Source organism: Rossellomorea sp. QJM3NY_18, assembly GCF_056173145.1.
Window position 1 is genome coordinate 3,745,220 of sequence record NZ_CM149659.1, and the last position, 26,333, is coordinate 3,771,552.

Annotated in this window: 26 protein-coding genes; all 26 read right to left on the reverse strand. The window is 45.7% G+C overall.

The features are described 5' to 3' along the window. Window positions 1–19 precede the first annotated feature (19 nt). On the reverse strand, window positions 20–1,168 hold the full coding sequence (locus tag AC0VXY_RS19425; RefSeq protein WP_435989274.1) for an acyl-CoA dehydrogenase family protein: 1,149 nt from the start codon (window positions 1,166–1,168) through the stop codon (window positions 20–22). A 381-nt stretch (window positions 1,169–1,549) separates the two neighbouring features. After that, the gene (locus AC0VXY_RS19430; RefSeq protein ID WP_475526218.1) at window positions 1,550–2,980 is read right to left on the reverse strand and encodes a sigma-54 interaction domain-containing protein; all 1,431 of its coding nucleotides are present in this window, start codon (window positions 2,978–2,980) and stop codon (window positions 1,550–1,552) included. Window positions 2,981–3,176: 196 nt separating this feature from the next. Next, window positions 3,177–4,394, reverse strand: coding sequence for an L-2-hydroxyglutarate oxidase (gene lhgO, locus AC0VXY_RS19435; protein WP_475526219.1), 1,218 nt, complete (start codon window positions 4,392–4,394; stop codon window positions 3,177–3,179). 27 nt (window positions 4,395–4,421) lie between these two features. Further along, entirely contained in the window at window positions 4,422–5,357 is a 936-nt protein-coding gene (gene glaH, locus AC0VXY_RS19440; protein WP_475526220.1) for a glutarate dioxygenase GlaH, read from the reverse strand. Between the two features lie 242 nt (window positions 5,358–5,599). Further along, complete coding sequence (locus AC0VXY_RS19445) at window positions 5,600–5,938, reverse strand: DUF3870 domain-containing protein (RefSeq protein ID WP_435989270.1); 339 nt, start codon at window positions 5,936–5,938, stop codon at window positions 5,600–5,602. A 170-nt stretch (window positions 5,939–6,108) separates the two neighbouring features. Further along, window positions 6,109–7,056, reverse strand: coding sequence for a thioredoxin-disulfide reductase (gene trxB, locus AC0VXY_RS19450; RefSeq protein ID WP_435989269.1), 948 nt, complete (start codon window positions 7,054–7,056; stop codon window positions 6,109–6,111). 150 nt (window positions 7,057–7,206) lie between these two features. Beyond that, window positions 7,207–8,718 (reverse strand): tetratricopeptide repeat protein, encoded by a 1,512-nt coding sequence (locus AC0VXY_RS19455; protein WP_475526221.1) that lies wholly within the window; start codon window positions 8,716–8,718, stop codon window positions 7,207–7,209. Between the two features lie 125 nt (window positions 8,719–8,843). Further along, a complete protein-coding gene (hisIE, locus tag AC0VXY_RS19460; protein WP_475526222.1) occupies window positions 8,844–9,473 on the reverse strand; it encodes a bifunctional phosphoribosyl-AMP cyclohydrolase/phosphoribosyl-ATP diphosphatase HisIE in 630 nt (209 codons plus the stop codon). Further along, complete coding sequence (gene hisF, locus AC0VXY_RS19465; RefSeq protein ID WP_475526223.1) at window positions 9,470–10,228, reverse strand: imidazole glycerol phosphate synthase subunit HisF; 759 nt, start codon at window positions 10,226–10,228, stop codon at window positions 9,470–9,472. The genes hisIE and hisF overlap by 4 nt, the downstream gene beginning before the upstream one ends. After that, window positions 10,222–10,956 carry a 1-(5-phosphoribosyl)-5-[(5-phosphoribosylamino)methylideneamino]imidazole-4-carboxamide isomerase gene (gene hisA, locus AC0VXY_RS19470; protein ID WP_475526224.1) on the reverse strand — a complete coding sequence of 245 codons (735 nt, stop codon included), beginning with the start codon at window positions 10,954–10,956 and terminating at the stop codon, window positions 10,222–10,224. Before hisA ends, hisF begins: the two co-directional genes overlap by 7 nt. Next, the gene (gene hisH / locus AC0VXY_RS19475; protein ID WP_435989264.1) at window positions 10,953–11,588 is read right to left on the reverse strand and encodes an imidazole glycerol phosphate synthase subunit HisH; all 636 of its coding nucleotides are present in this window, start codon (window positions 11,586–11,588) and stop codon (window positions 10,953–10,955) included. Before hisH ends, hisA begins: the two co-directional genes overlap by 4 nt. Before the next feature lie 3 nt (window positions 11,589–11,591). After that, complete coding sequence (hisB, locus tag AC0VXY_RS19480) at window positions 11,592–12,179, reverse strand: imidazoleglycerol-phosphate dehydratase HisB (protein WP_475527907.1); 588 nt, start codon at window positions 12,177–12,179, stop codon at window positions 11,592–11,594. 56 nt (window positions 12,180–12,235) lie between these two features. Next, window positions 12,236–13,510, reverse strand: a complete 1,275-nt coding sequence (hisD, locus tag AC0VXY_RS19485) for a histidinol dehydrogenase (protein WP_475526225.1) — start codon at window positions 13,508–13,510, stop codon at window positions 12,236–12,238. Between the two features lie 169 nt (window positions 13,511–13,679). After that, entirely contained in the window at window positions 13,680–14,303 is a 624-nt protein-coding gene (hisG, locus tag AC0VXY_RS19490) for an ATP phosphoribosyltransferase (protein WP_034764282.1), read from the reverse strand. After that, window positions 14,300–15,487 carry an ATP phosphoribosyltransferase regulatory subunit gene (locus AC0VXY_RS19495; RefSeq protein WP_475526226.1) on the reverse strand — a complete coding sequence of 396 codons (1,188 nt, stop codon included), beginning with the start codon at window positions 15,485–15,487 and terminating at the stop codon, window positions 14,300–14,302. The genes hisG and AC0VXY_RS19495 overlap by 4 nt, the downstream gene beginning before the upstream one ends. Before the next feature lie 342 nt (window positions 15,488–15,829). Further along, window positions 15,830–16,369: an acyltransferase gene (locus AC0VXY_RS19500; protein ID WP_060672556.1), complete on the reverse strand. Its 540-nt coding sequence runs from the start codon at window positions 16,367–16,369 to the stop codon at window positions 15,830–15,832. Continuing rightward, complete coding sequence (gene ppaX / locus AC0VXY_RS19505; RefSeq protein WP_475526227.1) at window positions 16,366–17,016, reverse strand: pyrophosphatase PpaX; 651 nt, start codon at window positions 17,014–17,016, stop codon at window positions 16,366–16,368. Before ppaX ends, AC0VXY_RS19500 begins: the two co-directional genes overlap by 4 nt. After that, window positions 16,988–17,953, reverse strand: a complete 966-nt coding sequence (locus AC0VXY_RS19510) for a nucleoside recognition domain-containing protein (RefSeq protein WP_475526228.1) — start codon at window positions 17,951–17,953, stop codon at window positions 16,988–16,990. The genes ppaX and AC0VXY_RS19510 overlap by 29 nt, the downstream gene beginning before the upstream one ends. A 19-nt stretch (window positions 17,954–17,972) precedes the next feature. Next, window positions 17,973–18,809: a prolipoprotein diacylglyceryl transferase gene (lgt, locus tag AC0VXY_RS19515; protein WP_475526229.1), complete on the reverse strand. Its 837-nt coding sequence runs from the start codon at window positions 18,807–18,809 to the stop codon at window positions 17,973–17,975. A 31-nt stretch (window positions 18,810–18,840) separates the two neighbouring features. After that, window positions 18,841–19,776, reverse strand: coding sequence for an HPr(Ser) kinase/phosphatase (gene hprK / locus AC0VXY_RS19520; RefSeq protein ID WP_435989259.1), 936 nt, complete (start codon window positions 19,774–19,776; stop codon window positions 18,841–18,843). Between the two features lie 421 nt (window positions 19,777–20,197). Next, window positions 20,198–20,848: an alpha/beta hydrolase gene (locus tag AC0VXY_RS19525; protein ID WP_475526230.1), complete on the reverse strand. Its 651-nt coding sequence runs from the start codon at window positions 20,846–20,848 to the stop codon at window positions 20,198–20,200. Window positions 20,849–20,949: 101 nt separating this feature from the next. Then, on the reverse strand, window positions 20,950–21,306 hold the full coding sequence (locus AC0VXY_RS19530; protein ID WP_435989257.1) for a phage holin family protein: 357 nt from the start codon (window positions 21,304–21,306) through the stop codon (window positions 20,950–20,952). Next, a complete protein-coding gene (locus tag AC0VXY_RS19535) occupies window positions 21,306–21,509 on the reverse strand; it encodes a PspC domain-containing protein (RefSeq protein ID WP_475526231.1) in 204 nt (67 codons plus the stop codon). Before AC0VXY_RS19535 ends, AC0VXY_RS19530 begins: the two co-directional genes overlap by 1 nt. Window positions 21,510–21,530: 21 nt before the next feature. After that, window positions 21,531–22,661, reverse strand: a complete 1,131-nt coding sequence (locus tag AC0VXY_RS19540; RefSeq protein WP_475526232.1) for a DUF4097 family beta strand repeat-containing protein — start codon at window positions 22,659–22,661, stop codon at window positions 21,531–21,533. A 22-nt stretch (window positions 22,662–22,683) separates the two neighbouring features. Beyond that, window positions 22,684–22,998: a magnetosome magnetite crystal formation protein family gene (locus tag AC0VXY_RS19545; protein ID WP_061810170.1), complete on the reverse strand. Its 315-nt coding sequence runs from the start codon at window positions 22,996–22,998 to the stop codon at window positions 22,684–22,686. A gap of 454 nt (window positions 22,999–23,452) precedes the next feature. Further along, complete coding sequence (gene uvrA / locus AC0VXY_RS19550) at window positions 23,453–26,326, reverse strand: excinuclease ABC subunit UvrA (protein WP_435989255.1); 2,874 nt, start codon at window positions 26,324–26,326, stop codon at window positions 23,453–23,455. Between the last annotated feature and the right edge of the window lie 7 nt (window positions 26,327–26,333).

The window sequence follows — 26,333 nt, forward strand, 5'->3', positions numbered from 1 at the left end:
TTATAGAGACTGGCTTTTTCTAACTCTCCTGTAAAACGTTACGGGCAATGATCAAACGTTGAATTTCATTTGTTCCTTCATAAATTTTTGTAATCCTTGCATCTCTATAAAAACGTTCCACCGGATAGTCGGATACGTATCCCATCCCTCCGTGGATCTGTACGGCTTTGTCGGCTACTCTGTTAAATACGTCCGATGCAAATAATTTTGCCATTGAGGCCTCTTTCACCACTTTTTTGCCCTCATCAATCTTTTGTGCTGCCATCATAGTCAACGTCCTTGCCGCTTCCGTTTCTGTTGCCATGTCTGCGAGCATCCATTGAATCGCTTGATTATCAGCGATCGGCTTACCGAACTGAATCCGCTCTTTGGCATACCCCGCTGATAATTCAATTAACTTATCACATGATCCGACTGCTCTGGCAGCTAAACCAACGCGGCCTTCTCCCAGTATTTTAAGCGCTGATATATATCCCATCCCTACTTCGCCGATGACATTTTCTTCGGGGATGATACAGTCTTCAAAGATAATTTGAGACGTATATGAACCTCTCAGACCCATCTTTTTGTCTTTTTTCCCAATGATCAACCCAGGGAAATCCTTTTCCAATAAGAAAGCGGTTATTCCGCCTTTTGCTCCCTTATCTTTGTCCGTTAAAGCAAATACGGTAAATACATCGGCAATCGGACCGTTGGTAATGAAATGTTTGGTGCCGTTCATTACCCAATAATCGCCTTTCTTCTCTGCCCTCGTCGCTAAATTCGTCGCATCTGATCCCGCACCGGGTTCTGATAAGGCAAATGCACCGATCTTATTGCCCGCAGCCATGTCAGGTAAATATTTATTCTTCAAATACTCTGATGCTAATTTCACAAGTCCCGTGCTCCCAATACCTGTATGCGCGCTTATTAAGGAAACAAACCCGTTATGAGTCCTTCCCAATTGCTCAAGAACATTGGCCTTTTCTACTGTATTTAATCCGATTCCACCGTACTCCTCGGGAATGCTGATCCCAAACAGACCCAACTCCTTCGCCTTTTCTACTAAATGATCGGGAATCGCGTCTTCTTCTTCGATTTGCTGTGCATATGGTTCCACTTCTTTTTCTACAAAATTACGAATCATACTTTTCATTTGCTGCATTTCTTCTGTTAATGCTACCGTCATTGGTCATCTTCCTTCCTCAACAAGTTTTCACTAATTGTTATTGCAAGAAGTGTGCCAACTTATGAAATCATTGAGCCGGGCGGTTTCTTTGAATGTACAGAAGAGAGAGCATTCATTTTTGAATCAAAATGTCCAATATGGAGGGGATAGTGCCGTTTTTCTGATTCAAATTTGAATCAGGTGATTTATTTTTGAATCGAGGAGTTGCCATTTATAAAAATAGACCAATTCAAAGGACCCTACCCGGTCTTTGATTGGTCTTTTACCTTTTAGAAAGATGGTTAGCGAGTTCTGACTGTTATCCTGGCTCTCACTAATGCCCAATGCGGTACTGTTTTATCAGTGAGGACGTAAACGGAAGACTGAGCCCTATGGAATGTTTTATTCTCTTACATTCAATCTATATTTTTTTAATTTTCTTACTATTGTAGGTTGACTCGTCCCTAAGGCCTTTGCTATTTCGTATGTGGTATGACATGTTTTAACAGCAAGCGACAATACTTTTTCCTCAGCTATTTCTACCGCTTCTTTCAGTGTCATCAGCTCGGTGAATGCCAAACTTGAATTATGAGACTCTTTATATTCTATAGGCAGATTTCTTACGGTTAATTCTTGTTCTTCCGTCGTCAGGACCATTCGTTCAATCAGATTGGATAGTTCCCTGACATTTCCAGGCCAATTGTAGCGGTAAAAGAATTCGTTCAGTTTTACATTGATTGTTTTATCTTTTTCGTATTTGCGATTTGTCTGATGTAAAAACAGCTGAATCAGCGGCAATATATCATCTCTTCTCCCCTTCAATGGGGGAATCGCTATAGGGATGACGTTTAAGCGATAATACAAGTCTTCACGAAACTCACCATTTTGCACCATCTCTTTCAAATTACGATTCGTGGCGGCAATGATCCGTACATTCACTTTCTTTGATTTGGTGGCTCCCACGCGTCGTATCTCTTTTTCTTGAAGTGTCCTTAAGAGCTTCACTTGCAATGCTAACGATAATTCACCCACTTCATCCAGAAATAGAATCCCGTTATCTGCAAGCTCGAGCATTCCCGGCTTTCCATTGGAATTCGCCCCTGTAAATGCTCCACCTTCATATCCGAATAGCTCTGACTCTAAAAGATCGGGAGGAATGGCCCCACAATTAAGTTTAATGAACTCCCCCTGCTTAGCCCGTATACTTTGGCTATAAATGAATTTAGCCAATACATCTTTCCCTACACCCGTTTCACCTAAAATCAATACTGTGGCATCCACATCGGCAATGCGTTCTGCCATCTCAAAAATCAGTTTCATTTGATGGCTTGCAATCACGACATCTCCGGCTCTTTTGGTTACCCCTTTTAATCGTTCAATTTCCTTTTTGTAGCTATCATTTAATTCATTCGCCTTTTTTAATGCCGTTTGCAACTCATTCAGTTCCGATAAATCCCTTATGTTGGTGACTACTTTTTCTATGTCACCATCATCATTGATGACTGGATTACCCGTGATCAGAGTTTCTTTCCCTGAGTAATTATATTGAATTGTAGAAACCGATCGCTTTTGTTCGATTACCTTCTGTGTGACGGAACTCTTTAGAATTCCCCTTTTCATCAGAGCCTCCACACTTTTGCCTATATAGTATTCTTTTGGGATACCTGTAATCCGTTCTATTGCAGAGTTCGTTTTAAGGGTCACTCCATTTTTATCCGTAATGTAGATGACATCGTATGAGCTTTCAATAATCGCCTCTAGTTCACGATTCAACGTCCTTAGCTCTTTTAATTCCTGTGTGACTTGTTCTAATTCGGATAATTCGGTACTCACGACAACCCCCACCTTTCAATTAACAAGTAAATTTCGATAAACTTAGTTGTATTTCTTCTTATTTCTCCAAAAATCCCGAAATACCTCCCCTATCTATCAATCTATGAGTAATGGCATATAGGAAGAAAGGATGAAGGCGGGAAAAAGAAACAGGACCCCGTTATATAAATAGGGCCCTGCGTTTAGGAGTTGCGGCTTAAGAATGGATAAATATCCTTGGACTCATTTCAAGTTCAGGGACTTTATCAGCAATAGCTTTTCCTATAGGTAAACATGCAGTAGCTGCAGGTGAGGGGGCATTGCAAACGTGAATGCTTCGTTTACCTGGAACTATGAAGAAATCGTCGACCAATGTTCCATCTGATTGAAGTGCCTGAGCTCTGACACCTGAAGAAGCTGGCACAAGATCTTTTTCCTGTACGGAAGGGATCAGCTCTTGAAGACTTTTGACAAATGCCTTTTTACTATAAGAACGCCACATTTCTTTGGCGCCTTCTTTCCAATACTTTGAGGCCAATTTCCAGAATCCTTTATACTTCATCACTTCAGAAAGGTCCTTCACATCGATATCTGTCTTTTTGTATCCTTCCCTTTTCAAACTAAGCACAGCATTCGGACCGGCTTCGATCCCGCCACCGATCATTCTTGTGAAATGCACGCCCAGAAATGGAAAGTCCGGATTAGGCACAGGGTATATCAAATTTTTTACAAGGTGATGCTTTTCAGGTATTAACTCGTAATATTCCCCACGAAACGGGACTATTTGCAAATCAATTTCGACTCCAGCCATTTTTGTCACCCGATCACTGTGCAAACCCGTGCAATTCACTACATAACTTGTCTGGAAAGTTTGATCGTTTGTCACAATTTCCACGTTCTGATCATGCTCAAGCACTTTTTTGACTTCTGTGTTTAAATGCAGTTCTGCCCCACGTTTTTCTAAGTATTGTACCATCCTCTCACACACTTGTTTGTAATCCACAATTCCAGCCTGTGGTACCTTTATCGCTTTTATCCCTTTCACATAAGGTTCTTCTTCCTTGATCTGTTCCTCACCTATAATAGAAATGTCCAGTCCGTTTGCCATCCCCCGGTGAAATAAATTTTCTAACAATGACAGTTCGGATTGTTTGGTAGCAACAATCACTTTTCCACATTGATCATAATCCACCCCATGTTCCCTGCAGAACTGAATCATCTGTCTGTTGCCCTCGGTTGCAAACTTCGCCTTTAAGCTCCCAGGTTTGTAATAGATCCCTGAGTGGATCACGCCGCTGTTATTTCCCGTTTGATGCCTGGCCCAGCCGCTTTCTTTTTCTAACACAGCAAGATTCGCTTGAGGGAAACGCTTACTTAATGAGAAAGCCGTTGATAAACCAACAATGCCTCCTCCAATGACAATAATATCTTTCATCCTTTTCCCTCCTAGTGACAGCCACTCTTATACTTTTGCAAAGTAACCTCTTTGTCTTAATAATTCACGATATAAGTTTGGATTTTTCTCAAATGCCGCCCTTCCATGGAGCCAAAAGTGATTATTAATCATGACAATATCCCCTATTGGAAGAGGTAGCGCAATTGTAGCGGCACTATTCTCCATGGAGTCGGAAAGTTCTTTTAAATACGTTGCTTCTTCTAATGTTGCAGGATAAGCGAACTGATCAATAAAGCAGATGCAGGGCTTCCCATTTTGTTCATAGAAGGTTTGATTGTATATTGTTTTACTCACATTTTTACTTGAAGGCGCTTTGTATTCAATACGCGTCGTCGCCAAAGGATGGTTTGAGAATTTCTCTAAGTCCTCCCAGTCGTCCAAGTGCAGCAATCTTGACTCTCCCCCGACTGCATTTTCTTCGGCAAACTTCATCATCAACAACCAGTCTGTAGGCTCATCTACGAACGTTCCATCTGTATGCAACGTGAATAATCGATAGGCCTGACGTAAGTATGAATCACTGCTGTCCGTGTCTTTCACATTGAACCTTGCATAATAGGTGTTGGACATGGCATCAAAGTTGACTCCCCCTACTAGATGGGTAAGGGCTGTGGAGAATTTAACATAATCTTGATCAGACACCGTTTGGTTCTGCATTCCAATTGTGAATCCTCCGGATGTTCGATCATGTAAAATGGAGCGGATCGTCTCCCCAAAGGTTTCACCTGCAATTTTCTGCAGCCGTTCTGCCAACACCAATCGCATATATGGGACATATTCCAACTGCTGCGCATTTACATCCTGATTCTGTTCCAAAAATGTGCGAAGTACCCCGTTACTCACTTCGATGGAGTAAAGCCGATGATGATAAGGATGCTCCTTCACCTCAAATGTATCGTATTGACCCGTAAAAGATTTTAAACCCTCTTGAATTACGTTCATGTTTTCTCCTCCTTTTTATTTAAGCAATAAAAATAGCCAGCTATATCAATCCTTGCACACACGTATGCAAAGAATATGATATAACTGGCTACGGCCTACTTACGGCTTCTGACAGGAAGTCCGATAGGCTTAACAGTTTATTTTAGTTATAGCTAGAGAAATAAATTACTGATCATGGAAGGGAAACCTTCCTAGGAGTAATCTGATAAATATAGTGTATTAGATGATAAGAATTTTGTCAATTATTTATTAGAAAATTCTAATTTTTCATTCTGGTTGATGTAAAGATATTGTTTATAAGCATCTTTTACTGCAGCAACCAATGCCGATTGGGCTTTCCCGTGATAATGTCCCTCAATCTCTTCAATGATAGGTTCAAGATCATCGAGTAAACTATGTCCCTTTAATAATTGATCCAGAAACTTTTGGGCATGACCGGTTGCAAGTGTGCAAGATGCATCTAAAATCACCCAATACTTTAAATCTGTCTCTAATGTCACTGTTAAAGTCTGATGAATATCACTTGCTGCCATCCCTTGTGGCAGCTTGGCATGACCAGCCAACATGACTGTTTTTTTCAAAGTGAGACCTCCTCGTTAGTGTGCTGAACAACATAAGTTCAAGTTTTTCATTATCTATATAAGGATTCGGCAATGTATTCTTAATTCCTTTATCTTTGGTAGAAAACTTAACAAACCAAAAGACAAAAAAGCCTTACAGAAGGTATTCCCTTCCGTAAGGCTTCGTTACATTAACCGTTTTTGACTTTTTCTTTTTGCTCTTCGATATAGTGCTGAGCGGTTTGCGCGGCGATGCTGCCGTCACCTGTTGCTGTTACAATTTGGCGAAGTTGTTTTTCACGGACATCTCCGGCTGCAAAGATACCAGGTACCTTTGTTTCCATTTGTTCGTTTGTTTCGATGTATCCTTCAGAGTTGATGATTCCGAGGTTCGCGAATGGCTTCGTCAATGGAAGCATTCCGATATAGATGAAGACACCATCTGCCTGGAAGTCTGTTTCTTCTCCATTTTCAGTGGAAACAAGGGTCACACTTCCGACTTTACCGTCTTTATCGTTGATTTCTTTTATTGTATGGTTCCAGATGAAATCAACTTTCTCGTTATCAAAGGCGCGCTGCTGCAGGATCTTTTGAGCACGGAGCTCATCGCGGCGGTGAACGATCGTCACTTTGTTAGCGAATCTTGTCAGGTAAACCCCTTCCTCGACGGCAGAGTCCCCTCCACCTACGACAACAAGGTCTTTTCCTTTAAAGAACGCTCCGTCGCACACAGCACAGTAAGATACTCCGCGTCCACCCAGTTCTTTTTCACCAGGGACACCGATTTTCTTGTATTCTGCACCCGTTGTGATGATCACGGCACGGGCCTTGAATTCTTTCGAACCGGTTTTGACGATTTTGAAATCCTCGCCGTCCACGATTTCCTTGATGTCTCCGTATGCGTATTCCGCACCGAATTTTTTCGCATGGTCGAACATTTTATTTGAAAGATCAGGTCCAAGAATATGGTCGAAGCCAGGATAGTTTTCCACTTCTTCCGTATTCGCCATTTGTCCGCCCGGCACTCCTCTTTCAAGCATAAGCGTTGAAAGGCTTGCACGTGACGTATAAACAGCTGCAGTCATTCCTGCAGGGCCTGCACCTACAATGATCACATCATACATTTTTTCTTCAGACATAATGACATTCTCCTTCCGAAACAGTCGTAAGCACATTCTTCATTAAATACTATGGCCATAGGTTGTAATGGTGCTCATGACATCCATCCATAGTATGAACTTTATACACCTATCCTATAAAAAATACGTTCACATCGTCCAAAAATATGCTCATGGAAGGTAACTTTCCACGACCGCTATATATTTTGTCAGGGTGCTCGTGGATAAGTCGAACCGGTCGCAAAGCTGCTTCTTCGTCACCTTTTCATTCCGCAGGCGACTCCAGACAAATTCTGTTGCTGCTGCAAATGCTTTGGCATTCTTGAAGGTTTCCCGTTCTTTGATGCCCCGGTAGGCGATTGTGAACCACGTCAGGAACAAACCGGATTCCACGCTCGTGATCGGATGATGATTGCCATATAGATGAAGGGCGACCTGATGCATATTTTGGATTTCCTGATTTACTTTGATCGAGCTGTTGCCGTTACTATTCAATACCTGCGCCAAATACACCTTCTCGACAATCGACAGGTCCTCTACATCACAAAAATCTGCGTGAGTAAGAATGGCCCTTTGATTATCAGAGATGGACGTCAGGAATAGGCCGAATAATTTCTCTTCCGTATACTCACTTTGAAGCTTTTTTAAAATAGATGTGACGTGATTTTCAAAGCCTTCTTCCTGTTTTTGGTCGTTCCAAGGCTCGAGCCCTTCTTTTTCAGGGTTGATATCAAGTACCTTTTTCCACGCATTGCGGGCCGTATCTTCATGACCCGTTTCATAAGCTGAATAGGACAACCAGTAATAGAAGCTCGCGTCACCTTCGAAGCCGATCTTCTGAAGGGACTTCAACCAGTCATACGCACGCTTTGAATGCCCCACAAGTGCAAACGTGGCCCCAAGCTTGTAACGGTGCTCATGAAGCAGGGGACGGACCTTCTCGAGACCCTGGATCAATTCATCCAGCTCATCATGGCGCTTTTGATAGAAATAAAAGACGGCCGTATTGCACAGTGCATGAAGATTACCCGGATTCTTCTCAAGCACCTCTTCCAGAGTGGCGGTTGCTTTATCCACTTCCCCCAGATAGAAGTAAGCAAGGGCCAGATTATTATAAGCGGACCAGAATTCCGGATAGTCCCGTATGACCCCCTGTAAGGTATCCACGGCTTTCTGAAAGTGACCGGATTCGAGGAGCTCCCTTGCTTTCTCCTGTTGGACGATGAGCTCATCATGCTCATATAGATCATCCACAATCAAGTCGGAATCAAGTTCCAGAAGTTCCAGTAAGTCTTCGGCATCCTCGACGAATTCACCGTATTCTTCTTTATTAAGATATGTGGAGACCTGTTCATACGCCTCTTTAAATAAGCCAAGGTGGGCATAGTTATTGGCTAAGAAATAATGGCATTCCGTCATATGAGGATCGAGATCCTCTAGTATGTTATGCAATAAATCATTTGAACGCTTGTATTCGCCCAGTTCTGTATACACAATCGATAATTGACAGGCAATCATCGGTTCAATCGGTTCTAATTGAAATGCTCTATTTAGATATTTTAACGATTTCTTAAGTTCACGACGTTGATAAGCTTTCATCCCTTTATTGTAGTAATACTCACCAGTCGGGACAAAAGACAACACTTTCGCTTCTTCACTACTTAATTTTGACCCTTTTCTCATCAAAGTCCTCCGAAACGTTCATAGTATAACTACAGTAGTATATCATACAATACACCCGTACTAAACTACCATATTTTGAGGGACGGACCTTCGCGCCTGGCGCAAAGGTCCGTCCCTCAAGAGTGTTATTTATTATGACGTTCCACGAGGACACCCAACACATCTTCGAGTGGAAGTTTTTGTTCCCTTAAAAGGACGAGGACGTGGTAGAAGAGGTCGGCGACTTCCCATTTTAACTCTTCACTGTCCCTGTTTTTTGCGGCAATGATCACTTCTGATGCTTCTTCTCCTACTTTTTTAAGGATTTTGTCGACTCCTTCTTCAAATAGGTAGGTTGTGTATGCTCCTTCAGGTCGCTCGATTTCACGATTTTCGATGAGTTTTTCAAGAGTGGGAAGAATATTTTCTTTTGATAATCTCTCCTCACCAAAGACTTTTTCATGGAAACAACTGTCCTCACCCTTGTGGCAGGCAGGACCTTTCTTCGTGACGAGGACCAGAAGGGCATCTTGATCGCAATCCCACATGATATTCTCGGCCGTTTGTGTATTCCCGCTCGTTTCACCCTTGTGCCAAAGTTCTTGGCGTGACCTGGAATAGAACCATGTTTCCCCGGTCTCAACGGTTTTCTTAAGTGATGTTTCATTCATATAGGCTAATGTCAGTACATCCTTCGTTACAGCATCCTGTACGATGGCGGGCACAAGGCCTTTGTCGTCGTACTTCACGGATGTGATCCAATCAGTGTTTGTCATCGTACGTGCACCTCTTCTTTCCGTAAGTAGCTTTTTACTTCTTCTACACTCGTTTCTTTATAGTGAAAGATGGAAGCTGCCAGGGCAGCATCGGCTTTACCTTCTGTGAACACATCTTTAAAGTGGGCGGCATTCCCGGCACCGCCGGATGCAATCACGGGAATCGACACCGCTTCGCTGACCGCCTTTGTAAGAGCCAGGTTAAAACCCTTCTTCTCTCCATCGCTGTCCATGCTTGTCAGTAATATTTCCCCCGCTCCGAGGGCTTCTACTTCCTTCGCCCATTCAACGGCATCAAGATCTTTCAGTTTCCTGCCTCCGTGGGTGTAAACCTTCCAGCCCTTGGTTCCTTCGTCATATTTGGCATCAATCGCCACTACGATACATTGGGAGCCGAAGTAATCGGCCCCTTCCCGGACCAGTTCTGGCCGAAGTACGGCTGCTGTGTTCAGGGAGACCTTGTCTGCCCCGGCCCGGAGGATCACCTTCATATCCTCCACCGAATTGATCCCTCCACCCACTGTAAAGGGAATTGCTAATTCGGCTGCCACATGTTGAACGACCTCGACCATGGTTTTGCGGCCTTCGTGTGAGGCGGATATATCCAGGAACACCAGTTCATCCGCACCTTGCTCATCGTATACTTTGGCAAGTTCAACGGGGTCTCCCGCATCCCGCAGTTCCACGAACTGGATGCCTTTTACTACCCGGCCGTCCTTTACGTCCAGGCAAGGTATGATACGTTTCGTTAACATGACCTCACCTCGTTTACAGCCTCACCGACAGTGAACTTCCCTGTGTAAAGGGATTTCCCGCAAATGGCACCTGAAACACCACGGGATTCATATTCCTTTAACGTCTTTAGATCTTCAAGTGAGCTAATGCCTCCAGACGCAATCACTGATTTTCCCGTTTGTTCGGCAAGATCCACAACTGCTTCAACATTGGGACCAGATAGCATTCCGTCTGTGGCAATATCGGTGAAAATGAATGTTTCGGCACCGGCTTCAGCGAGTTCCTTTCCAAGATCGACGGCTTTAAGAGCAGAGGTTTCCAGCCAGCCGTGGGTCGCCACATAGCCATCCTTCGCGTCAAGTCCGATGGCAATCTTATCACCATATTCCCGAAGCCATTCTTTCACTAATTCCGTGTTGGAAACAGCAATGCTGCCAATGATGACCCGGTCGACACCCCTGTTCAAATAGTGTTGGATATCCTCTTTGGATCGGATGCCGCCTCCAATTTGAACCTTGGCATCGAGTTTTTCTGCAACGGCAATCACGAATTCGTCATTGATCCGGGTGCCTTCCTTTGCCCCGTCAAGATCCACCATATGAATCCACTCTGCCCCTTCACCTGCGAATTTCTTTGCCATATCGAAAGGGGAGTCTCCGTACACCGTTTCCTGATTATAATCCCCTTGCACCAATCGTACGCATTTCCCGCCCCGCATATCGATGGCTGGATAAATCGTAAAACTCATGAGACCCTCTCCTTCACTCGCTTTGTAAAGTTTTCTAACAGCTGCATGCCAAGCTCGCCGCTTTTTTCAGGGTGGAACTGCATGCCGTAAATATTGCCACGACTCACGACGGCAGGGATTTCCACTCCCGCATAATCTGCGCTTGCCGCAATCACGTCTTTGGATCCTTCATGCACGTAATAAGAATGCACGAAGTAAACATATCCTTCCATTAACCCTTCTAAGAGGGTAGAGCTTTTCTGGTAACGGAGAAGATTCCAGCCCATATGAGGAACTTTATAGGCATTCCCTTCTCTGTCCTCTTTCGGGATGCGAAGCACTTCCCCAGGCAGCAGAGCCAATCCTTTCGTCGTTCCATTTTCCTTACTTTCCTCAAATAGGAGCTGCATGCCTAAACAAATGCCAAGGAGCGGCTTGCCGCTTTCCGCAAACGTCAGGATGGTCTCTTTTAAATGGGTGGTTTCAAGGAGACTCATGGCATCCTTAAAGGCCCCGACCCCGGGCAAAATCAACCCATCGGCTCTCAATAACTCTTCTTGTACATCACTTATAAAGTAAGGGACGTTCAATCGTTCCAGTGCTTTACTGACGCTGAACAGATTTCCCATTCCATAATCCACAATTCCGATCATGAATCATAACATTCCCTTCGTTGATGGTACCCCTTTTACCCGGGGATCGATCGTGGTCGCTTCATCCAGGGCACGTCCCAACGCTTTGAAGATCGCTTCAATAATATGGTGGGTATTGTGACCGTAATGCACAATGACATGAAGGTTCATCCTTGCTTCGATGGCCAGCTTCCAAAGGAATTCATGAACAAGCTCCGTATCAAATGTCCCCACTTTCTGACTGGGAAGTTCTTCTGCACGGAATTCAAGGTGAGGACGGTTACTCAGGTCCACCACGACTTGAGCCAGGGCTTCATCCATCGGGACCATGGCCGATCCATAACGCTTGATTCCTTTCTTGTCTCCGAGTGATTCAAGCAATGCTTGTCCGAGGCAGATGCCGATATCCTCTGTCGTGTGATGATCGTCGACCTCCGTGTCCCCGTTTGCCTCAATCGTACAATCAAATTGTCCATGCTTCGTGAACAGATCCATCATATGACTCATGAACGGGACCCCTGTCTCGATCTTCGAATTCCCTTCCCCATCGATTCCAAAACTCAACCGGATATCTGTCTCATTCGTCTTACGCACAATCTCTGCACTTCTCACCATGATGTCCTCCTTTTTTGGAGGGACGGACCTCCTTGGAGGTCCGTCCCTCTTCTCTATTTCTCTTTATCGAATCGTATTTCCACAGCCCTCGCATGGGCTTCAAGACCCTCTAAGCGGGCAAGTTTAGCGATTTTCCCATAGTTTTTCTCCAGTGCCGTTTCACTATAGGATATGACACTTGTCTTCTTCATGAATTCATCCACATTCAATGGACTTGAGAAACGGGCTGTCCCGTTCGTTGGGAGTACATGATTCGGTCCTGCAAAGTAATCCCCGACAGGCTCGGAGCTGTATCGTCCAAGGAAGATTGCTCCGGCATGGCGGATTTTCGCCATCGTTTCAAAGGGCTTATCCGTCAAGATTTCCAAATGCTCAGCCGCGAGCTCATTGACGAGCCTGATCCCTTCTTCTATATCTCCCGTCACATAAATGGCACCGTAATCGAGGATGGATTGACGGGCGATCTGTTCCCGCGGCAGAGTAGCCAGTTGACGCTCTACCTCAGCGGATACCTCTTTTGCAAGTGCCGATGAAGGGGTCACCAGGACTGCTGAAGCAATCGCATCATGCTCTGCCTGGGAAAGAAGGTCTGCAGCAATTTCATCTGCCCGCTGATTTCCGTCTGCCAGGATCACGATTTCACTCGGTCCGGCAATCATATCAATATCCACATCACCGAACACTTCCCGTTTCGCCAAGGCGACGTAAATGTTCCCCGGCCCCGTTATTTTATCCACGGGTGTGATGGATTCCGTCCCGTATGCAAGTGCGGCTACAGCTTGGGCACCACCGACTTTATAGATTTCCTCCACTCCTGCTACCTTCGCGGCCACGAGAACACCCGGAGATAACGTTCCTTCCTTGTCTGGAGGTGAAACCATTGTAATTCTCTTTACTCCGGCCACTTTTGCCGGCAGGACATTCATCAATACGGATGATGGATAGGCTGCAGTTCCACCCGGAACGTACACACCAACCGAATCAAGGGGTGTGAGCTTTTGACCTAACATCGTTCCGTCTTCATTTGTCGTGAACCATGACGACCTCTTTTGCTGTGCATGAAAGGCACGAATATTATCAGCCGCTTCTTCAATGATGGAGACCATTTCCGGATCGAGAGAGGAGAAAGCTTCCTCAATCTCACTCTCAGACACTTTGTAGTTCTCTAAATGGACTCCGTCGAATGTCTCTGTATACTCACGTATGGCTTTGTCTCCATCTTTTTTCACGGAAGAAATGATCCCCTGGACCGCCCTGCGCTGCTCCTCCGTACCACTATCCACAGAACGCTTAATCGACGCCCCGCTTATATCCCTAATAATCTTCACAGAATTCACCAACCTTTATGAGGGACGGACCTAGTATCAGGACCAGTCTCCCTATGTAATCTATATTTTGAGGGACGGACCTCGATTTTCACCGATGATCCGTCCCGAAAACTTCTTTAATGCCTGCCAACACTACATTCCGGACTCGAACAAGAGAGGTCCGTCCCTCTCACCCGATGATGCGTGTGAGTCGGGTAACGAGGTCTTCGATTTTTTCGTCTTTCATTCGGTAGCTGACAGGATTGACGATGAGTCGCGAGGTGATGCCGACGATGGTTTCGTATTCAACCAGGCCGTTTTCTTTCAGGGTGCGGCCTGTCGAGACGATATCGACGATGCGGTCGGCAAGCCCGATCAATGGGGCCAGTTCGATGGATCCGTTTAATTTAATGATCTCCACCTGCTCTCCCTGTTCCCGGAAATAGGATGAAGCGACATTCGGATATTTAGTCGCAATCTTAGGCGCCACATCACTCATCTTCGTATTCGGCAGTCCCGCGACCGCCAGGTAACATCCGCTGATTCGCAGATCGAGGAGCTCGTAGACGTCCCTTTCTTCTTCGAGCATGACGTCCTTCCCCGCAATCCCTAAGTCAGCGACTCCATGTTCCACATAGGTCGGGACATCCATCGGTTTGGCGAGGATGAAACGCAAGTCCTCCTCAGGCACTTCGATGATGAGCTTACGTGAATCATCGAATTCAGGCGGAAGATTGTAATCGGCTTTCCTTAATAGCTCCACTGCTTCTTCGAATATCCTGCCTTTAGGCATGGCAATGGTTAACGAACTCATGATGTCTCACCGCCTTTCCGGTCCTGCCCCACGACGAAGTGGACGTTGCTGAATCCCTTCGTGAACTCGTCCACATCTCCAACACCCTTCCAGTTCTGCAACACAACCTCGACCCCTTCATTTCTCAAGTCACGCGCCAGGCTGATGGCTTCTTTCCTGCGCTCATCACTGAACAGTACACATTGCTGAAGAGTGGAAGATAATTCTACCTTCATGGCTTCCAGTACGTAGTCAAGACGTAACCCAAAGCCTGTCGCACCGGAATTCTTGCCGAACTTTTCAAGGAGCTTATTGTAGCGTCCACCATTTCCGATGGCAAACCCTACATTTTCCCCGTACACTTCAAATAAAATGCCGGAATAATAGCTCATATGGCTGACAAGGCTCAAGTCGAATTTGACATATTTCTCGACTTCATAATCTTTTAAAATACGCCACAGATCCTTCAGCTGTTCCAATGCACCCAGTCCTTTTCCTCCTTCGAGGAGGGTATGCGCTTCACCCAGCACATCTTCTGACCCCCTTAATTGCAGGAACCTGAATAGCCGCTCTTTATCAATGGATGACAGGGCCAGTTCATTGACATGCTGACGGTAGCCGACATAATTTTTTTCATACAAATATCTTCTTAATGTGTCTGCCCGTTCTTCGGTCCCGACGATTTGAGTGAACAGTTCCTGTACGAATCCGATATGCCCAATGGAAATCTTGAAATGCTCCAAGCCTGCTTCTTTGAGGACCGACACCATAAGGGCAATCACTTCGGCATCGGCACTGACGGAATCATCCCCGATGCATTCGATCCCTACCTGTTCGAATTCTGCCGGCCGCCCGCCTTCACGCTGCTGGGCCCTGAAGACTGAATTGGAATAGGCAAGTCTGAGAGGCGCTTCTTCTTTCAATAACTTCGATGCTGCAATCCGTGCGATTGGGGCTGTCATGTCCGGCCTCAACACAAGTGTATGCCCCTGTTGATCCAATAGCTTGAATAATTGTTGATCGAGGATCGCCGATGCTTCCCCGACGGTCTCATAATACTCCAGGCTCGGGGTTTCAATGAACCGGTAACCCCACAGTTTCATGGCCTGTTCCATTTTCTTTTTCGTCTGATCTTTGATCTCATATAAATCAGGAAATGTATCTCTCATTCCCAATGGCTTCTCGAACATAAATAACTTAGTCATAAGAACCACCTTTGGCGTATTAATTCATCTATTTTTCCCTTAATGAGGGATTGTTACTACTTCTCGATTATTCAGAAATCCTTTAGTTCGCTAATGTGCTAATAAAATAAAGTTATTTGTAGTGTAGCGTTTCTTTTTTTATTCGTCAACCGTTTTTAAGGGGGGAACTATCGGTGGGAGTACTGCTGGAGTTGGAAGGTGCTGAGGGGGTGCTGAGTTATCTGCCGTTTTCAGAAAATATCTGATTATACCTGCCATTCGACAAATTCCGCCTTACTTCCTGCCCTTTTCGCAAAAATAAAAAAGGCAAAGACAGAATCCACTCTATCTTTGCCTTTTCCCTTATTCTTCTTTATTCAACCCATAGATGCTATCTTCCCGCCATCTTTCGGCCAACTCGTCTTTCGTATAGATGACTTTCATCGGGTTCCCCCCGACGAATGCCCCTGCCGGCACGTCTTTATGTACAAGGGTTCCTGCTGAGACGATGGCACCGTCACCAATCTTCACGCCCGGTAAAACCGTCGTGTTGGCCCCGATCATCACTTCCGATCCGATTTCCACCTCACCAAGGCGGTACTCTTTGATCAGATATTCATGGGCAAGGATCGTCGTATTATACCCGATGACCGTGTTCCGTCCCACGGAAATCTTCTCCGGAAACATCACATCCAGCATCACCATCAGGGCGAAAGATGTGTGTTCACCGATCTTCATCCTTAGAAACGTCTTGTACAGCCAGTTTTTCATTCCTAAAAATGGCGTGTAACGGGCAAGCTGGATGACGATGAAATTTTTGACGACCTTCCCGAATGGCACGGTTTTGTACACATGCCAGAGGGAATTTGCTCCTTCAACAGGATAGCGGGTCGTCCGTCTCATGCAGTCGGCGCCCCCACGATCGCTAATAAATCCCTCATATTTTCAAGCATGAAGTCCGGTTCATAGTGTGCAAGATGTTCTCTTCCCTTGGCACTCCAAGCAACGCCTGCCGACAGGACGCCTGCATTTTTCCCGGCTAAAATGTCGTGGTGATTGTCTCCGATCATGATGGTTTCACCAGGGGAAGATCCCAATGCGACCAATGCTTTCTCGATCGGTTCAGGATGGGGTTTCGCGTTCTCCACCTCATCCAGGGTGATGATGACGTCAAAGAATGGACGAAGATTCATCAGATCCAATCCTTTCAATACCACATCACGGACCTTCGTCGACACGATCGCTAATTTGTATCCATTGTCGTAAAGGGTCTTCACGGTTTCATAGACTCCCTCAAACTCTGTCACGAGGGAATCATGATGCTCGTGATTGTAGGCGCGGTAGTGAGCGCACATTTCTTCCATCTTATCGGGGTTCAATCCACCGAAGGACTCTTCAAGAGGCGGCCCCATAAATGGATGAACGTCTTCTTCCCCGTATTGCCCCGGATAATAATGATTCAATGTATGCAAAAAGGATGAAATGATCAGATCATTCGTGTTGATCAATGTCCCATCCAAGTCAAATAGAATTGTTGTAATCCTGCTCATAATGCAGCTCCTTTTCTTTCTTAGCATCAACTTTATTCCAGATATAAGCGACCAGCAAGGTTAAAAGGATCGCAGTCACCAGCCTGATCAAAAGAAGTGGCAGTACAGGTATGCCGAGGGGGATGAAGATCACGGTATCCTCCACCACTGCGTGACACGCCACTAAAAAAAGGAAGGCGATCGTCACATCTTTCTTACTGACCCCGTCTTCCTTGACTGCCTGGATCATGACACCCGCCCCGTAGGCGAGACCGATGACGAGTCCCGCCACCATCGTCGTCGACGTATTCTCATTCATCCCGAGGGCCCGTGTAGCTGGGGACATCCAGCGGGAAAATGCGTCCATCCATTTCAAATCTTTCATCACCTGGATGATGATCATCAGAGGGATGACGATCAGGGCCAATTGAAGGACACCGAACCCAGCTTTCTCAAGGCCAAGCAAGACGATCTCTCCCCAGCCATCGGGCTCCGCCTGTTGGGGGGGCATCACCCCATACTTGGCAATATCAGATCCCCCGCTCCATACGAGATTGATGATGATAGCAGACAGGAGAGCAAGTCCGATCCTTACCGTGACAATCAGCCAGATCTTCACGCCCACTTTTGATGCGACCGTCGATTCAATGAACAGATTATGTGAGAAAGACAGCATGACCGCAATGATGAAGACTTCCTTCACCGTTAAATCAAGGGACAATATCCCTCCGATCCCTGCATATAGGTTAAGGAAATTTCCAAGGACAAGGGGAATCGCCGCATCACCAGAAAGACCGAGTAACCTCATGAACGGCGAGATTTTCTCCATGATCCATGGCAGGACCGGCGTGTATTGCAGCAAAAAGACGATCAGCGTGATGGGAAAAATGACTTTCCCCAGCGACCACGTTGTTTTCAATCCTGTGAGTCCGCCATTTTTCAAAGATGACATCCACATAATTTCCTCTCCCCTTTTATTATGCGTTCACTGTATCTGTCTTTTCATCGTACGCCTTTTGGGCAAGACCCGCTTTTCTTCTGTAAACGAACACAGCGATTGCGGCAATGATCAGGACGATGGAAATCACTTGAGCGAACCGTAAAGACCCGAGCATCAGACTATCCGTTCTCAGCCCCTCTACATAGAATCGCCCGATTGAATACCAGATCACATAGACGAGGAACAATTCTCCCCGTCGCAGCCAGTCGGCTTTTCTTCTCAAGATAAGAAGCAGGATCACCCCTGCGAAACTCCAAAGAGATTCGTATAAGAAGGTAGGCTGGTAATAGGCACCGTCAATATACATTTGATTGATGATAAAATCAGGAAGCTTTAAACTTTCAAGGAATGCACGTGACACTTCACCACCGTGTGCCTCCTGGTTCACAAAGTTCCCCCAGCGTCCGATCGCTTGACCGAGGATGATGCTTGGTGCGGCGATATCCGTCAGTTTCCAGAAAGACAAACCTTTTATTTTTGCAAAAACAACCGTGGTGAGGACGGATCCGATCAACGCACCATGGATGGCGATCCCGCCATTCCATACTTTGATGATATCCCCAGGGTGATCAGCATAATATTCGTCCCACTCAAAGGCAACATAATAAATCCTCGCACAAATAATGGCGATGGGAATCGCCCAGACGAGCAAATCGATGAAGGTATCGGGATGAAGACCTAAACGCTTGCTTTCACGAATGACTAAGTAAAGTCCCAGTGCAATTCCAAGTCCGATGATGACTCCATACCAGTGTACCTGGATCGGACCGAGGGAAATGGCAATAGGATCGATTGGCGTAATATTCTCGTTCATTGTGTCTCTCCTTTTTTATTATATGTAAAGCTCAGATATCTTCATTCTCCCCGTCTTCAATCACATCAGCCAGACGGTTTGTAAATTGTTCGGCTGCATTGACGCCCATTCGTTTCAAGCGGAAGTTCATGGCAGCAACCTCGATGATGACGGCAAGATTTCGTCCCGGACGGACCGGCACGGTATATTTCGTAATATCCGTATCGATGATTCTCATTTTCTCTTCTTCCAGTCCAAGGCGGTCGTACTGTTTCGTTTTATCCCACAGCTCAAGATTGATGCACAGGGTAATACGTTTGTAGCTTCGCACGGCTCCGGCACCGAACAACGTCATCACATTGATGATGCCGAGTCCCCGGATCTCAAGGAGATGTTCGATTAACTCAGGAGAAGTGCCGATCAACGTATCCATGTCTTCCTGTCTGATTTCCACACAATCATCGGCCACAAGGCGGTGCCCTCTTTTCACAAGTTCAAGGGCGGTTTCACTTTTCCCGACGCCGCTTTTCCCGGTGATCAATACACCGACCCCATAGATGTCGACCAATACACCGTGGACTGCCGTTGTAGGAGCAAGCTTACTTTCCAAGTAATTCGTCAGTCTTGAAGAAAACCGTGTCGTTTTCATGGATGATCGCATGACAGGAACATCATGTCGATTCGCTGCTTCCACCAGCTCATCCGGTATCTCCAGGTCTCTCGAAATAATGATACCCGGGGTGATATCTGTACAAAGCGCTTCCATCCTGCGCTTGCGTTCTGTTTCATCCAGCAATTCCAGAAAGGATAATTCGGTTTTCCCCAGTAATTGAATGCGTTCGGCGGGATAGTAGTTGAAATATCCAGCCATTTCAAGTCCGGGACGGGAAATATCACTCGTCGTAATCGGTCTATGTAAACCTTCTTCTCCACCGACAAGCTCCAAATTGAACTTCTCGACGATATCTTTAGTGCGAACTTTAGCCAAAAGTAGCTCCTCCTTCACGTTACACCGCTTCACATTTATAAGCGTACTCTAACCTATTTTAGCAATAATGGAGAAAAGCGCAAGGAGGCTTGCTTATCTACAAATACTGATTTGGTTTTAAGATAGGAAGGAAGGTTTTTGAAGATGGTTTACGCAAAAATGGTCGTTTATAACATAATATCTGCTATGGCTCTGTCAACCAACATGTGCATGATGGTGATGGGAACTGCTGCGCTTTCCGCGGACGTACGGCCGAGCCTCCTGCGGGAATTGCGGGAAAGTTGAGACCCCGCATGGCAAAGACCGAGGAGGCTCAACTCACGCCCCGCGGAAAGCGAGCACCTGCAGCGGAAATCAACCATTACTCACCTCTTCAAAAGTTAAAAAGTTTATGAAAACAACAAGAAAAGCGCAGCCCCGGCTACGCTTCTGAGAATGCTTTGATGATCGACATGATCTTTTTATGGGTGGAGATGGAATCGAGAACCTTGAAGCCATGCTCAAGACTATGGTTGCCCCCTTTGATCAGATGCATCTCCAGGCGTTGATTCCCTTTAAGTTCATTGAATCGCCCCTCATCATAATGACGATCCTCATCCCCGATGATACAAAGCCCCTCCTGCTTACAATCCAACATGGCCTGAAAGATTTCATCCTCTTTCAGAAGGGGGGTCAACCAGATGAACTTGGCATCCTGCAAGGACTCCCTTACTGCTTCATTACCTAAAGCCAGTGTGCCGAACGACTTAGCCACTATGTGGATATGCGGATAGGCATGCTTCTGCAAAACCTGACCGATGATTTTATTCACATCGTGCTTTAAAGCATCGTCCACCTCTTCTACAGAAAAATTTTCGTAGTCCGCACCCGTATATTGATAGTTAACATGCAGCACGTCATATCCTTTCTCCAGATAAATGCCTGTCGAATAATGAAGCAAAGGTGCCTGCACGGTGTAACCGAGCCCCGGCAAGAGGATGGCAATCCCTTCAGCCTTTACTCCCTTAGATAATAGTGTGTACGGTACATCGATTTCCCCATACCCCTTGATCACACCCGCTGTCATTTTCAAATGACCCCCTCCTCTTTCCAAGTATTTCTATTTCAAAATAGAAAACCCCTTTTTTGATCATAAAAAAACTCCGGCTTGAGAAAACCGGAGTTCTTTTTCATTCATTTCTCTTTGATCGGGTCGAGGACCGCTTTCTGGATGACCAAATTGGCAAGTGACAAAATGATTGATGCCAGAAACGCCATGCCGAAACCTGATAGTTCAAAACTGCTTCCCATCAGTCCATCTGTCAGTAATAACGTGATGGCGTTGATGACAAATAGAAACAGTCCCAGTGATAAAATCGTGACCGGCAATGTCAGGATGATCAAAATAGGTTTCACGAGCACATTCAGAATCGACAGGATAAAGCTCGCTCCAATGGCCGCTCCGATCCCCGACACTTCAAACCCGTCAAAAAAGCCGGCTAATGCAATAAAGATCACTGCATTGATTAAAATTCCAATAATCCATCTCATTATCTGATGGCTTCCTCCTCATGTGGCAGCACGAAGGCCAATAAACCATATACAACAGCCAGAGGGAAAAATCCCGTTGGAATGAGCAGGATGATGAAGATCACCCTAAGGATCGTTGAATCAATCCCTACATAACGGGACAATCCTCCAATCACCCCTGCAAGCTTTCGGTCAGACCCTGATCGTGCTAATCGTTTTTTCATCGTTATTCCTTCTTTCTCATCTTATGCGTTGTCCTTATTAACATTCTTCTGTTCATGTTTTTTTATGAGGACAGATCCTGCTTTTGTTTCCGCAAAAAGATGAAGCTTATCGGCTGAATCAGTCTTACGGCTGAATCGGATCGATTTCTGCACCACTTCATTTTTTTCCTCTAATACATCAATACCCTGCAGTTCGACCTTGAAACTACCGAAATTCGATTTGGCTTCTCCGGAAATATTGATGTTTTCAGGAACAAACAAATCGATATTGCCCGTTACTGTTTTGGCATGTACCGTATCAGATTTCTCTCCAGTCAGTGCACATACGATATTTCCATTCAGGGATTGAACATCTGAGTAGGAGATATCCCCTTCAACGTGCACCTTGCCGTTAATGGATTCCGCCTCCACATGATCTGCTTTTGCGTTCAAAATGGAAATCGCACCATTGGATGTTTCGACTTCCGCTTTCTTAGTAATCAGGCGGTCGATCTGGATCTTCCCATTGGCAGCCTTCGCGCGGAGGTCCTGAACCTCTAAATCCCCGGCTTTTAACCCACCATTGAATAAACGGACAGAAATCCTTTTATACTGGTGTTTCGGGATATATAGCTTGGAGTCCACCTTCATCCACTTTAATTGCGTCGAGTAATAAAGTGTATCCCCATCGATGGCAAAGGACGTATTCTCCATGAACTGCTTTCTCGCTTCTTCTTGATCTTCCGTACGATACACCTTTGCTTCACATTCCACCCGGACTTCCTCACCATCCCATGGAATAAGCTCCACCTTCCCATTGGCCACATCGATATCGATTTTTTCAAAGTCCGTATTCGGCTGTTGGTAGACATGGGACAATTCTACCGATTGATTCCATTGAAAGTCGAAGTCGAAACTCTTGATCTTAGAGAGAGCCGAGTTCATAAAATCAAGGAGCTTATCTTTCGGATTCCCTGAATGGGTTGAGTGCTCTTTTTCACCCTTTTTTTCATCCTGAAAAATGGATACAAACTCATCAAGGAAATCCTTCTCTTTTTTCGGCTTGGATGTATGCGGCTTTTCTTCAAGTGCTTCCAGCAATGCCACAGCTTCTTGTGCCGAAATCGTTCCATTTTCCAACATATCCAAAATGCGTTTACGTTCTTCATTCATACTCTTTCATCCCCTTTATTGATTATAAAAGTACTTTGATGCCCTTATACACATTCCAAATGACCACGACAACACTAAGTAATATGGCTAAACCGATCATAATGACGGTAAAAACCGGCAATCCTGCACCACTTGCGAAAACCCCCATATCCATAACCAAACCTGCGAACACAAGGGGAACCGCTATGACCGGTAACAAGTGAGATAAAAACGCTGATTTAGCGTCCTTTTTCACATATGGATGATCTGATACAAAATAGACGATCAGGGGAAAAAGGAAGCCGGCAAAAAAGATACTAAAATAGCATAGTGCTGACAGTACCTTATTGGTCTCCATCTTCATCATCTCCTCTACTATTATTTACGATACGCTGGGCAAAAAGTTTCAATGCATTTGTTATAATCTTATTTTCTCATATGGGAAGTGTGATTCGACTCCATCTGGAGGCTGAGTTTGGATAGGTATGGGGAGGTGTTTTGGTTGTGTTAAGACACTCCTAATGAAGTGAGTGGTAGTTGATTTCCGCTGCAGGTGCTCGCTTTCCGCGGGGCGTGAGTTGAGCCTCCTCAGGCTTTGCCCTGCGGGGTCTCAACCTTCCCGCTTTTCCCGCAGGAGTCGAGCACCTTCCGCTTCAATCAATTTTCCAAGCTTGTTTTTCCAACCTGAAACTCAGTCATAAACCATCATGTAACAATGACAGCCCCCCTTACTAAAATAAAGATGAAGTGAAAACTCACGCCCTGTTCATTGTTCGAAAAAAGAGAGATGCATGGTGCATCTCTCTTCATGTTTAGTTTGTGACTTCTTCTTTTTCGCGAATTTTCTTTTTCATCCGTTCACGATCGCGTTCGAGTACGGGTTTCAGGTATTTACCTGTATAGGAACCTTGTACTTTGGCCACTTTTTCAGGGGTGCCGGTTGCGACAATTTTACCGCCTTTGTCCCCTCCTTCCGGACCAAGGTCCACAAGGTAGTCGGCTGTCTTGATGACATCGAGATTGTGTTCGATGACAAGGACGGTGTCCCCGTTTTCAACGAGTCGTTGAAGGACGACAAGGAGACGTGCGATGTCATCGACATGAAGTCCTGTCGTCGGCTCATCGAGGATGTAGAGAGAGCGGCCAGTCGAACGGCGATGCAATTCAGACGCCAGTTTCACACGCTGGGCTTCCCCACCTGATAACGTAGTGGCCGGCTGACCCAATGTGATGTAGCCTAGACCAACATCAAAAATGGTCTGCAGCTTACGTTTGATCTTAGGGATGTTTTCAAAGAAGTTCACAGCATCTTCGACGGTCATTTCAAGGACGTCGGAGATATTTTTATCTTTGTATTTCACTTCAAGTGTTTCACGATTATACCGTTTCCCGTGGCAAACTTCACAGGGAACGTACACATCCGGCAGGAAGTGCATTTCAATCTTGATAATCCCGTCTCCGCGACAAGCTTCACAGCGGCCACCCTTGACGTTAAAGCTGAAGCGACCTTTTTTATAACCACGGACTTTTGCTTCGTTAGTGGTGGCAAATACATCTCGGATATCGTCGAACACACCGGTGTACGTAGCCGGATTGGACCTCGGCGTACGGCCGATCGGTGATTGATCGATATCAATGACTTTATCAAGATGCTCTATGCCCTTCACTTCTTTATGCTCACCAGGCTTTGATTTCGCATTATGAAGCTTTTGAGCCAGTGACTTGTGAAGGATTTCATTGATCAGCGTACTCTTCCCTGATCCTGATACCCCGGTCACAGCTGAAAAGATCCCTAAAGGTAGCTTGACTTTGACGTTGCTCAAATTATTTTCCTTCGCACCCACAATCTCCAGGTAACGGCCGTCGGGCTTACGTCTTTCCTGTGGAAGAGGGATGAATTTCTTCCCTGATAAATACTGACCGGTCAATGAGTGAGGATCATCCATTACTTCCTGTGGTGTTCCTGCTGAAATGACTTCTCCACCATGAACCCCCGCTCCAGGGCCGATATCAATCAGATGATCCGCAGCCATCATGGTGTCTTCATCGTGCTCTACAACGATCAACGTATTTCCGATTTCACGCATATTCTTTAACGTATCGATCAGACGATCATTATCCCGCTGATGCAATCCGATGGACGGTTCATCGAGAATGTAGAGAACACCCGTCAGACGTGAACCGATTTGAGTGGCCAGACGAATCCGCTGTGCCTCCCCGCCTGATAACGTCCCTGCCGCCCGGCTGAGAGTCAGATATTCAAGACCTACATTGACAAGGAATCCAAGGCGTTCACGGATTTCCCTCAGGATAAGGTTGGCGATCTTCATATCTTTTTCAGATAGCTCAAGCTTATGGAAGAACTGCTCCGCTTCTTCAATCGAAAAAGCCGTTACTTCGCCAATATGAAGGGAATCTACTTTCACAGCGAGGCTCTCTTCTTTCAAGCGATGGCCGTTGCAGGCAGGACAGTCCTGCTGCGCCATGTACTTTTCCATCTGCTCCCTGATATAATCCGAGCTTGTTTCACGGTAGCGGCGTTCCACATTTGGGATGACCCCTTCAAACCGTAGATAGTTTTCCCGGACCTGGCCGAAATCGTTCTCATAACGGAAATAGATTTCATCCTTACCCGATCCGTAAAGGATCTTATCCATTTGATGTTTCGGGATGTCCTTTACGGGGATATCCATGGGAATCTCATAATGGTCACAGACCGCTTTCAGCAGGGATGGATAATATTGAGAACTTGTCGGTTCCCAAGGAGCGATCGCATGCTCATCGAGGGTACGGTCCCAATTTGGGATGACGAGTTCTTTATCCACCTCAAGCTTGGTTCCCAGTCCGTCACAACTTGGGCATGCCCCGAACGGACTGTTGAAGGAAAACATCCTTGGTTCAAGTTCAGTGATGGAAAATCCACAGTATGGACAGGCATGATGTTCACTGAATAACAGCTCATCTTTCCCGATGACATCGATGATTACCTGACCATCCGCCAGTCTCAGTGCCGTTTCAAGGGAATCGGAGAGGCGTGCTGCCACTCCTTCCTTCACTACGATCCGATCGATGATCACTTCGATGGAGTGCTTTTTATTTTTCTCCAATGAGATCTCTTCCCCAAGATCCTGTACCTCACCATTGATACGAACCCGTACGAACCCCTGCTTCTTGATGTCTTCCAGTGTCTTTGCATGGGTGCCCTTCCGGCCTGAAACAACGGGTGCAAGTACTTGCAGTTTCGTTCTCTCTGGATACTCAAGGACCCTGTCCACCATCTGTTCAATCGTCTGGGAAGTGATTTCAATCCCGTGATTCGGACAGATCGGTTTTCCGACCCTCGCAAACAGCAGACGAAGATAATCATAAATCTCCGTTACGGTTCCAACTGTTGAACGGGGATTGCGGCTCGTCGTTTTTTGATCGATGGAAATCGCCGGTGATAACCCTTCGATGGCGTCGACATCGGGCTTATCCATCTGACCGAGAAATTGACGGGCATAGGCAGAAAGGGATTCAACATATCGTCTCTGTCCCTCTGCATAAATGGTATCAAAGGCAAGGGAAGATTTCCCCGAACCCGATAGTCCGGTTAAAACGACCAGTTTATCCCGTGGGATATTGATATCTATATTTTTTAAATTATGAGCCCTAGCTCCTTGTACGATTATTTGATCCTGCGCCATAACTCGT